The organism is Tessaracoccus sp. O5.2, assembly GCF_964266725.1.
Lineage (GTDB): Bacteria > Actinomycetota > Actinomycetes > Propionibacteriales > Propionibacteriaceae > Arachnia > Arachnia lapidicapta.
Window position 1 is genome coordinate 106,690 of sequence record NZ_CAXWGV010000002.1, and the last position, 9,962, is coordinate 116,651.

The following is a 9,962-nucleotide window of genomic DNA, read 5'->3' on the forward strand; positions in this document are numbered from 1 at the left end:
GTGACGCAGCTCTCCGATTCGCTCGACTTCTCCCACGGCCCCGCCTGGCGCAACCGCGTGGCGCTGGCGCCGCTGACCAACAAGCAGTCCAACCCCGACGGCACGCTCTCGGACACCGAGATCAACTGGCTGCTTGCCCGCGCCCGCCACGGCTTCGGCATGGTGATGACCGCGGCCGCCTACGTGGCGCAGGCGGGCAAGGCCTGGAACGGGCAGCTCGGGATCAGCGATGACGCACAACTGCCCGGTCTGGAGCGGCTGGCCTCTGGCATCCGCGACGCGGGGGCGGCCTCGCTGGTCCAGATCCACCACGGCGGCGCGAAGGCAGACCCCGCCGCATCCGGTGAGCCCGCCGTCGCCCCCTACGACGACCCCACCACGGGCGCCCGCGCGCTCACCACGGGCGAGATCGAGTCAGCGATCGAAGACTTCGCCGCCGCAGCGGCCCGAGCCGAGCGTGCCGGGTTCGACGGAGTCCAGCTGCATGGTGCCCACGGCTACCTGCTGTGCCAGTTCCTCGCCGCCCACAACACGCGCGACGACGGCTACGGCGGTGACCTCCACGGCAGGTCGCGGATCATCCGCGAGACCATCGCCGCCGTCCGCGCCGCCACCTCGTCGGACTTCCACCTCGGGCTGCGGCTCTCGACGGAACGATTCGGCCTGAGCACCCCCGAGATCGCACAGCTCAGTGGCGAGCTGATGGCCGAGGGTGGCCTCGACCACCTCGACCTGTCCCTGTGGGACGTCACCAAGCTCCCGGAGGGGGCCGCTGACGGCGACGCCCCGCTGGTCAGCCACTTCGTCGACCTTCCCCGCGGAGGCACCAGGCTCGGGATCGCGGGCAAGGTGGCCAGCGGCCCCACCGCGACCGCCGCGCTGGCCACCGGCGTCGACTTCGTCGTGGTCGGGCGCGCCGCCATCGCGGATCAGCGGATCGCCGAACGGATCCTGGCCGACGCCCACTACCCCGGGCCGTCGTTCCCCGTCTCCAAGCAGCAGCTCCGCGACAACTGCGTCGGCGAGCCCTTCGTCGAGTACTTCTCGACCGGGTGGCCACAGCTCGTGGACAGCTGACGGCCGTGCGCGCACTGATCGCCGCCGGCACCGGCCGGTATGCGCACCCGTGGCACCCCTTCGACCGGACCACGCCCAGGATCGCCGGGGCGCTCGTCGAGGCGGGCTTCATCGTCGAGGTCGATGACGACGTCGACCACGCCATGACCAGCCTCGACGGGGTGGACCTGCTCGTGGTCAACGCCGGCGACCCATGGGCGGACACCGATCAGCGCCTCCCCTCAGACGCCCCCGGACCCCTCGGGCTGGCGGCCGCGCTCGACCGCGGCATCGGCGTGCTGGCGATCCACGTCGCGGTGGCGAGCCTGCGCGACTACCCGGAATGGGCGGCCGCCGTCGGCGCCATCTGGGTCCCAGGCCAGTCATGGCACCCGCCGCACGGCCCCGCGACCATCACACGTACCCCCTTCGACCCAGTGCGCCTTGCGTCATCACCACGGAAGCCGTGGTTGGGCGGGCACGCTATCGGCCCAGCAGGGCCTGCGCCGTCGGCTCGTCGGTGACCAGCACGTCGAGGTAGCGGCCCGCGATGGCGCCCCTGATGGCGTCGATCTTGTCCTCACCCGCGGCCACCCCGACGACGTTCGGCAACGCCCGCAGCGCGTCGAGGCCCAAGGTGACGGCGCGGCCGGACACCGGGCCGTCGATGATCTCACCCCGCCGGCCGAACCACTGGCCGATCATGTCGCCCACCGCCCCGGCGGCGGCGTAGGCCGCGACGTCGTCGTCGGTCACCATGCCGGTGCGCACCGCGGAGCCGCCCGGCCGCACGGCCCCCACGCCGGTGAGGGTGAGGGTGGCGCTCCGGGCGAGGTCGAAGACCTTCGCGACGGCGTCCTCGGACCGCAGCGACTCTGCCAGCTCGGCGCTCGAGACGAACAGCGGCGACGGCACCGTGCGCAGGCAGCGGACCGCCGCGGGGTTCTCCGAGACCAGCTGCGCGACGTTGTCGATGGTGCCGGCGGCCGAGGCCAGCGTCACGCCGTCGAGCGACTCTGCCGAGAGCATGGTGAGCGCGCGTGCGACGGTGTCGCTCCACCCGACCCCCACGACGACGCCGGGATGCAGGTAGCGCCTGGCGTAGGCCGCGAGCGCGGCCGCGACCCGCTCGTTGGTGCGCTCCCGGCTCATCGGCCCGCTGAGCATGGGCACGACGACGGCGTCGGTCAGCGGCGTCCGCTCGCGCAGCTGGGTGGCCAGGCCGAGGGCGGCCAGGTAGTTGGCGTCCATCTCGATCCGCACGATGCCCTGCTGGCGCGCCGTCTCCAGCAGCCGGCCGACGGTCTGCCGCGACACGTACAGCCGCGCGGCCACCTGGGCCTGGGTCAGGCCGTCCTCGTAGTAGAGCCACGCAGCGCGCACGGCCAGGTCGAGGTCCCCGGCCCCGGGAGTGAGTACCACGCGCGCCTCCTCGTCGCCTCCAGCGGCACCCGCCGCCGTGGGCAGATGCCCAATCGTCTGCCGATAGCTTCTCACGCGGTGGCGACGGGCATAGATTCAGTGTCGACAAGCCCGAGCCATGCGCCACGAAGGAGTAGCAGTGACGGAGATCCCGGCCACGCAGCACGCCATCCAGATCACCGGGGTGGATGAGTTCATCCACAACGAGAGCAAGGCGGTCGACCCCGTCGGCCCCACCCAGCTGCTGCTCAAGGTGGAGGCCTGCGGCATCTGCTTCAGCGACACCAAGCTGCTCCACGCGTTCGACTCCCACCCGCGCAAGGCCGACGTCGTCTCCGGCATCGATCTGGACGCGCTCGCCGAGATCCCGAGCTACCACCCCGGCGCCGCGCCGGTGGTTCCCGGGCACGAGCCCGTGGCCCGCATCGTCGCCGTCGGCGACCAGGTGACCCACTTCGCCGTCGGCGACCGGGTGCTCGTGCAGGCCGACTGGAAGCACCTCAAGACGCCCAAGTCGAACGGCGCGTTCGGCTACAACTTCGACGGCGCGCTGCAGGAGTACGTCGTCGTCGACGAGCGCTGCGTCGTGGCGCCGGACGGGGAGAAGTTCCTCATCCACGTCTCCGACGGCCCGTCCGCGGCCGCCGTCGGCCTCATCGAGCCGTGGGCCACCGTCGAGGGTTCCTACGCCTGGGCGGAGCGCAACCACCCCAAGGCGGGGGGCCGGATGCTGGTGGTGGGCGACGTCGCGGGCATCGACGAGCTCACCGCGACACACACGCCCGCCGAGGTGGTGCGGATCGACGCCTCCGGGATCGCCGGCCTGGAGGGGCAGGCGTTCGACGACATCGTGTACCGGGGATCCGATGTCGCGGCGTTGGAGGCGCTCGGCGGTCTGCTGGGCATGCGCGGCGTGCTGTGCGTCGTGCTGGCCGGCGAGGTGATCGACGGCCCCGTGAAGATCGACATCGGCCGCGTCCACTACGACTTCATCCGCTTCTGCGGCACCACCGGCGAGGATCCGGCCGACGGCTACGCGTGGATCCCCGCCAACGGCGAGATCCGTGAGGGCGACAAGGTCGCGATCATCGGCGCCGCCGGGCCGATGGGCCAGATGCACACGATGCGGGCGCTGACGTCGGGGATCGCGGGCATCACGGTCGCGGGGACGGACCTCAGCGACGACCGGCTCGCGCACCTCGAGTCGCTCACGCGCCCGGTCGCGGAGAAGGCCGGCATCGAGCTCACCATCATCAACACCGGGACCACCAAGCTTGAGCCCGGCTACACGCATCTCTCGTGCATGGTGCCGGTCCCCGCGCTCGTTGCGCAGGCCGTGGACCTGGCCGCCGAGGGCGCGATCATCAACGCCTTCGCCGGCATCCCCGCCGGCACCACCGGCGAGTTCGACCTGCAGGCGATCATCGAGCGCCGCATCTTCATGCTCGGCACCTCCGGCTCGGACGTCTCCGACATGCGCACGGTGCTGCGCAAGATCGAGGAGGGGATCATCGACACGCACATCTCCCTCGACGCCGTCACCGGGATGGCGGGGTTCCGGGATGCGATCGAGTCGGTGATGAACCGGACCTCCGGCGGGAAGATCATGGTGTTCCCGTCGCTGCACGACCTGCCGCTGACGCGGCTGGTCGACATGCCGGAGAAGCTTCCGGAGGTCGCGGCGAAGCTGAACAACGGGGTGTGGACCAAGGAGGCCGAGGAGGCGTTGCTGGCGACCGCTCGCTGAGGTCGCGGGCCACCGTTCGCTGAGGTCGCGGGCCGGCGGCAACGCCGTCGCGCCCGAGTCTCGAAGCCGCCGCCACCCCACCGTTCGCTGAGGTCGCGGGCCGACGGCAACGCCGTCGCGCCCGAGTCTCGAAGCCGCCGCCTCCCTGTTCGCTGAGGTCGCGGGCCGACGGCAACGCCGTCGCGCCCGAGTCTCGAAGCCGTCGCCGCAGGCGGCGATCCCTCTCCCCAGACTCACTACAGTGAGGACCAGGAGGGCTCGATGACTGATCACCTGCAGCGCGCGATCGACCTCGCCGTCGCGAACGTCACGGACGGCGGCGGCCCGTTCGGCGCCGTCCTGGTAGCCCCGTCGGGGCAGGTCTTCGAGGGCGTCAACCGCGTCACCGCGGTCCCCGACCCCACCGCACACGCCGAGGTGCAGGCCATCCGCGCGGCCGCCGTCGGCCTCGGCACCCACGACCTCACCGGCTGCGTGCTCTACGCGTCCTGCGAACCGTGCCCGATGTGCCTGGGGGCGGCGCTCTGGGCGAGGGTGTCGCGGGTGGTGTTCGCGGCGGACCGCCACGACGCCGCCGCGGCCGGCTTCGACGACGCGGCGTTCTACGACGAGATCGCGGGCTCTCCCCGCGCCATGGCGCGCGTCCATGAGCCGCGGTCGCGGGCCATGGAGCCGTTCGCAGCCTGGATCGGCTACGAGGGGCGACGCCCGTACTAAGCCTCGGCAGTGCGACAACCGCCCCGGCAGCACCTACGATCTCGGAATCATGACCTCCTCCGTCGACACTCCCGGCACCGGTCGCCTGCGCGACCTCCAAGGCCTGCGCGCCGTCGCCGTGCTCGCGGTCATGGTCACGCACGCCGGCCTGCCCGTGCCCGGCGGCTTCACCGGCGTCGACGTCTTCTTCGTGATCTCCGGCTTCATCATCACGCTGATGCTGCTGCGTGAGCACGCCACCACTGGGACGATCTCGTTCCGCCGCTTCTACATCAGGCGGCTCAAGCGGCTGGGACCTGCCCTCGCCGTGACGAGCACTGTCACGGTGCTGCTGTCGCTGCTCTTCCTGTCGCCGCTCGGGCCCCAGGAGACGGCGTTCAAGACGGCCCTGGGGGCCACCGTCGGCGTCGCGAACTGGGTGATCGCCGACCACACCGGCGACTACTTCGGGACCGCCGCGGAGCGCAACCCGATGCTCCACACCTGGTCGCTGTCCGTCGAGGAGCAGTTCTATGTGGTCCTCCCGGCGCTGCTCCTGCTCTCGCTTGTGCTGGGGCGACGGCTCAGCAGACGGTCGCCCAAGGCTGTTGCGCTCCTGCTGCTGGGGCTTCTGGCTGTGGGGTCGTTGGCCTCCATCCAGGTGGGAACCGACTTCCCGCTCGGCTACTACGGCCCCGTGACAAGGGCGTGGGAGTTTCTGGCCGGCTGCCTGCTCGCCTTGGGCATAGGGCTGGTGCAGCGCCTGCCGTCGCTGGTGCTCCGCGCCGCAGGGGTGATCGGGGCGGCTCTGATGGTGTGGGGTTTCATGGCCATCACGCCCGAGACACCCTTCCCGGGCAAGTGGGCCCTCCTGCCCGTGGTGGGCACGGCGCTGCTCATCCTGGCCGGGCGCGACGGCGGGGGGCCGCTCACCGCCATTCTCAGCTCGCGTCCCATGGTCGCGATCGGCGATTGGTCGTACTCGCTGTACCTGTGGCACTGGCCCTTCATCGTCGTCGCCAAGGCGGGTCCAGCGGGTCATCTCCACCCTGGGGGTGGTCCTGATCCCTCCGACGGCGATGGCCGTGTCAGCGTCGTTGGTCTTCGCCGCGGCGATCGCCCCCTCCGTCGAACGACCTCGGGATCTCGACGAGGACGTCGAGGAGCGGTCCTCCGAGCTCGTCCCCTGCGACCCCGACATGGCCGACCTCTCCAACGGCCTCTGCGGAACCACGAAGCCGGGGGCGGCGTCGGTACTGATCATCGGCGACAGCCATGCCGAGGCCCTGTTCCCCGGCTTCGTCAGCCTCTACCCGGATGCCAACATCGGCATCATCACCGTCCGGTCTCCCAAACCGTTCGCCTCCATGGAGGGAGTTGAGCGCGTCCTCCGGCATGTGGAGGCCCGGCCCGAGATCGAGACGGTCGTCTACGTCCGACATCTCGTCCGGGACGGCCGAGCGCTTTCAAATGCTGAAGATGTGGGTTTGCGGAGGACCATTGAGGGCACGATCCAGCTCGGCCGCCGCATCCTCATCGCCGACGACAACCCGATCTGGCCCACCGACATGTACAGCTGCACCCACCGGCACTCACTCATCCTGGACGGGGCGGTGTGCGACTGGGACCAGAGCTACTTCGAGCCGCGGAAGGTGGCGATCCGCGAGGCCCTGGAGGACATGACCGGGGGGCGCGAACTCGCCGGCATCATCTCGATGCACACGGCGCTCTGCGACGAGACGCGCTGCTACCGAGACTCCCCGGAGGGCCTGCTCTACTCCGACGACGACCACGTCACGGAGCTGGGCGCGCGCCTGCTCGCGGAGCGTGCGGTGGAGACGACACCCGTGCTGCGGGCCGCGTTGGAGGACGCCGCGTCCAGGTGAGGCGGGGGGGGATCACCCGCCCAGACGTGCCAGGGCCGCCTCCGCCACAGTCACGTCGTGGATGCTGTCGATATCGACGCCCTCGATCTCATCCATGACGAAGAGGCCGATACGGCCGCCCATGCGGTTGTGGGTGCGCTCGTAGATGTCGGTGCGGGTCACATAGAGCGAGCCGGTCTCCCGGTACCGCAGTTGGTCGGACCGCATGTCCTGACGTCGGGCGCGGCGCTGCCAGTCCCAGTGCGCAACCGCCTGGTCGCCGTCGAGTGACCAGATGAACGGCGGCGTGGGCACGACCCCGACCAGGGAATCGACGCCGTCCCGGTCGAACTGGGCCAGGGCCCGGCCGATCGTTCCCGGGCGACGGACGGGAGACGTCGCCTGGAGGAGAAGCACCCGGTCCGGTCTGCCGAACCGCTCCGTGCAGTCGACGATGGCGTGCTCGACAACCGGCTCCGTCGCGGTGTCGTCCTGGGCGAGGTCCGTGGGGCGCGCGATGACCCACGCCCCGGCGGCGGCCGCTGCGGTCGCGATCTCCGGGTCCTCCGTGGAGACCGCCACCCGCAGGCCGGGGACGGCAAGCGCCTGTTCGATGGTCCAGACGATCAGGGGCTTGCCCGCGACACTCAGGAGGTTCTTCCGCGGGATTCCCTTGGAACCACCGCGGGCAGGGATGACAGCGAGCGTGGACATGCGCTTAGCGTGCCGCATCCGGGTACGCCACGGATGGCAACCCGACCGATTCTACGTCACGGTGCTACCGGTGTCGCCGACACCCATAGTCTGGCCCTGTTCCCGCATTTGAGGGGTGATTGGAATTGGGAAAGCTCTTATCGGCGCCGAGTGCGGCACCCCTTTCCATCGGCCGTTTCGTGTCGCTGGTATTCCTCGGAAGCGCATTTGGCGTCATCGTCACGTTCGCACGCTTACCTCGGCGAGCCTGGGATGTGATCTATGCGGAGGATGGCGCCGTCTTCCTTGAAGACTGGCTCATTCGACCATCAGTCGCGCTGCTGTGGGAACCCTATGACGGCTACCTCCATCTCATTCCTCGGATCATATCGAGCGGGGTGTCGCTGTTGCCGGCAGCTTGGTGGGCGTTGGCATCCACAGCTGGAGCCGGCGCCGTGACAGGAGCCGTAGGGGCTCTTAGTTCCGTCGCTGCGCGCCATCTGATTCAGAGCCGCTTCATTACATTCGCCGTGGGCTTGGTGCCACTGATCCTGCCGTTCGCCGGTGTTGAAGCCCTCGGAAATCTTGCCAACGTCCACTGGTACATGCTCTATCTGGCCTTCTGGATCATGTTCGTGAGTTCCACCGGCACTTGCAGGCCAATCTTGTGGGGCGTGGTGATGTTCGCAGCCACGACCACTGAGATTCAGGTCGTAATCTTGCTCCCCATCCTGGCGCTACTTGAGTGGAGACACCGCGGACACCACCTGCATACGTTGGCCGGCGTTGGGATTGGCGCGGTCGCACAGGTCGTCTCCGTCCTCGCCACAGGGCATGCTCGTGGCGATGGGCTGGGCGACATCGGCTCAGCCGCCAAGGGCTACCTGGCCAATGTTGTGCTTGGATCGATCAGCGGCAACCAAGCACGCATTAGCTGGATCATTGAGATCACGGGATGGTGGATGCCTGCCCTCGCTCTGGTGCTATGCCTCGGCATCAGCGTCGTGTTACTCCGAACCGAACCGGCTCTGCGGATTGCAGGGGCGAGTGCCCTTCTCGCGTCGGCAGCCACGTGGTTCCTGAGCTTCCTGATCAATAACTACGCTTCACTCTCCTACGACGTTCCACCAATTTCGCTGATCAGGTGGGGAACAGGCGCCACGCTGCTTCTCTGGGCCTGGCTGCTTATCACCGTAGAGGGCTTGGCCCAAAGAGGCGTGGCCCACAGGCGTGTCGCTGGGATGCTGGTGGCACTTGCAATCGGCGTTGCCGCTGCAGGGTCCCCGGCGCTCGTGCCTAGGCGAGATATCGGCTCCACCTGGGGCGAACAGGTCGCTGCTGCGCGGGTTCTGTGCCGCGACGGCAAGGTGATCGAGCTACACCAGGCTCCTGGCGATTGGGCAATGCGCGTCCCGTGCCACAGAGTTCGCAGCTGAGGGGCCTGATGTCGCTGTCTCGGCCCGACAGGATGGTGACCCCGGCCACGAAACAGCCGCTGAGGTTGCGTCTTGCCGTCCACTTGACGCTTTGAGTCGACGTCCCTCGATAGCACCCAAAGGAGCGTCTATGTGTGGGATACGATCTGTGGCATGTCCCATGTCTCGGGCAAGTTCAGTGCGGTGATCCCGACGCTGCAACGATCGCCAGGGATCGCCGCACTCGTCGACCAACTGGCCGCCCACCCTCTGGTCCACGAAATCCTTGTCGTCAACAACGCTCCCGAACCTCTGCAGTGGGAGTCGGCGAAGGTGCGGGTGCTGCAGCAGGACCACAACATTTACGTTAACCCCGCCTGGAATCTGGGAGCCAGCGAGGCCCGTGGGGAGTTCCTAGCGATTATCAACGACGACGTCCGTTTCTCGAACGCCGTACTCGATCACGCGGCGAATGTGCTTGGCCGAGGCCGATACTCCATGCTGGGACCTTCCCAGTCCTGCCTGCGGCCGCGCCGACGTGAGCGAGTGCGCCACCGCTTTGGCAGCTTGGGGACCACCCCGTTCGGCACACTGATGATGCTGCGCCGCAGCGACTACCTGCCCGTGCCCGACGACCTGCTGATCTGGGGCGGAGACCACTGGCTCATGCTGAACCAACGGCGGCCCATCGCCAAGCTCGTTGGAGTGCACCTGCGCACGGTGATGTCATCGACCTCTGGAGCCCCAGAGTTTCAGGCGATGCGGGAAGCGGAGGAGGCGCGCGTTGCCGCCCTGTGCGCGCCTTTGAAGCTCACGAGGTGGTGGCATTGGCCCGCTTCCGTCCTAGGGCGTGTCTCCTTATGCGTGAAGCCAGAGGGTGATCGCGCGTAGGACAACGCCTCCTCGGTAGATGGCTGCGTGTTTGTCGTATCGGGTAGCGATGCCGCGCCATTGCTTGTGGTCGTTGAAGGAGCGCTCCACGACGTTGCGGTTCTTGTAGGTGACCTTGTCGAACGCTGGAGGGCGTCCGCCTGCGGACCCGCGGCGTTGCCGGTGTCCGATCTCGTC

10 protein-coding genes and 1 pseudogene are annotated in these 9,962 nt (G+C 68.9%); 8 read left to right on the plus strand and 3 right to left on the minus strand.

What is annotated here, in order from left to right; all coding sequences use genetic code 11:
* Together ACFQPD_RS01890 and ACFQPD_RS01895 are read left to right on the plus strand one after the other, a co-directional pair.
* Complete coding sequence (locus tag ACFQPD_RS01890) at positions 1 to 1,077, plus strand: NADH:flavin oxidoreductase (RefSeq protein ID WP_385897835.1); 1,077 nt, start codon at positions 1 to 3, stop codon at positions 1,075 to 1,077.
* A 5-nt stretch (positions 1,078 to 1,082) separates the two neighbouring features.
* Complete coding sequence (locus tag ACFQPD_RS01895; RefSeq protein WP_385897838.1) at positions 1,083 to 1,580, plus strand: hypothetical protein; 498 nt, start codon at positions 1,083 to 1,085, stop codon at positions 1,578 to 1,580.
* Here ACFQPD_RS01895 and ACFQPD_RS01900 read toward each other — a convergent pair.
* Complete coding sequence (locus ACFQPD_RS01900; RefSeq protein ID WP_385897841.1) at positions 1,540 to 2,478, minus strand: sugar-binding transcriptional regulator; 939 nt, start codon at positions 2,476 to 2,478, stop codon at positions 1,540 to 1,542. The two genes, ACFQPD_RS01895 and ACFQPD_RS01900, sit on opposite strands and share 41 nt — an antisense overlap.
* A 139-nt stretch (positions 2,479 to 2,617) precedes the next feature.
* On the opposite strand from ACFQPD_RS01900, the gene ACFQPD_RS01905 reads away from it, so the two are divergent.
* The 4 genes from ACFQPD_RS01905 (at position 2,618) to ACFQPD_RS01920 (ending at position 6,807) form a co-directional block, all read left to right on the plus strand.
* Positions 2,618 to 4,225 carry an alcohol dehydrogenase catalytic domain-containing protein gene (locus ACFQPD_RS01905; protein WP_385897843.1) on the plus strand — a complete coding sequence of 536 codons (1,608 nt, stop codon included), beginning with the start codon at positions 2,618 to 2,620 and terminating at the stop codon, positions 4,223 to 4,225.
* 261 nt (positions 4,226 to 4,486) lie between these two features.
* Positions 4,487 to 4,942 (plus strand): nucleoside deaminase, encoded by a 456-nt coding sequence (locus tag ACFQPD_RS01910; RefSeq protein ID WP_385897846.1) that lies wholly within the window; start codon positions 4,487 to 4,489, stop codon positions 4,940 to 4,942.
* A 49-nt stretch (positions 4,943 to 4,991) separates the two neighbouring features.
* A complete protein-coding gene (locus ACFQPD_RS01915; RefSeq protein WP_385897849.1) occupies positions 4,992 to 6,302 on the plus strand; it encodes an acyltransferase family protein in 1,311 nt (436 codons plus the stop codon).
* Positions 6,184 to 6,807: an SGNH hydrolase domain-containing protein gene (locus ACFQPD_RS01920; protein ID WP_385897869.1), complete on the plus strand. Its 624-nt coding sequence runs from the start codon at positions 6,184 to 6,186 to the stop codon at positions 6,805 to 6,807. Before ACFQPD_RS01915 ends, ACFQPD_RS01920 begins: the two co-directional genes overlap by 119 nt.
* A 12-nt stretch (positions 6,808 to 6,819) precedes the next feature.
* Here the strand turns inward: ACFQPD_RS01920 and ACFQPD_RS01925 are convergent, their stop codons facing one another.
* Positions 6,820 to 7,500: a cytidylyltransferase domain-containing protein gene (locus ACFQPD_RS01925; RefSeq protein ID WP_385897852.1), complete on the minus strand. Its 681-nt coding sequence runs from the start codon at positions 7,498 to 7,500 to the stop codon at positions 6,820 to 6,822.
* Between the two features lie 119 nt (positions 7,501 to 7,619).
* Between ACFQPD_RS01925 and ACFQPD_RS01930 the strand changes: the two genes are divergently transcribed.
* Both ACFQPD_RS01930 and ACFQPD_RS01935 read left to right on the plus strand, forming a co-directional pair.
* Positions 7,620 to 8,915, plus strand: a complete 1,296-nt coding sequence (locus tag ACFQPD_RS01930) for a hypothetical protein (protein WP_385897854.1) — start codon at positions 7,620 to 7,622, stop codon at positions 8,913 to 8,915.
* Positions 8,916 to 9,068: 153 nt separating this feature from the next.
* Positions 9,069 to 9,785 carry a glycosyltransferase family 2 protein gene (locus ACFQPD_RS01935; RefSeq protein WP_385897856.1) on the plus strand — a complete coding sequence of 239 codons (717 nt, stop codon included), beginning with the start codon at positions 9,069 to 9,071 and terminating at the stop codon, positions 9,783 to 9,785.
* On the opposite strand, the pseudogene ACFQPD_RS01940 reads toward ACFQPD_RS01935, so the two are convergent.
* Positions 9,753 to 9,962, minus strand: a pseudogene (locus ACFQPD_RS01940) (IS5/IS1182 family transposase); the annotation flags it as partial. The gene ACFQPD_RS01935 and the pseudogene ACFQPD_RS01940 overlap by 33 nt on opposite strands.

What these genes read in the sequence shown, in the direction of transcription:
- ACFQPD_RS01925 (WP_385897852.1), bottom strand. Translation starts at nt 7,500, where the DNA reads ATGTCCACGCTCGCTGTCATCCCTGCCCGCGGTGGTTCCAAGGGAATC.
- ACFQPD_RS01910 (WP_385897846.1), top strand. Translation starts at nt 4,487, where the DNA reads ATGACTGATCACCTGCAGCGCGCGATCGACCTCGCCGTCGCGAACGTC.
- ACFQPD_RS01915 (WP_385897849.1), top strand. Translation starts at nt 4,992, where the DNA reads ATGACCTCCTCCGTCGACACTCCCGGCACCGGTCGCCTGCGCGACCTC.
- ACFQPD_RS01935 (WP_385897856.1), top strand. Translation starts at nt 9,069, where the DNA reads ATGTCCCATGTCTCGGGCAAGTTCAGTGCGGTGATCCCGACGCTGCAA.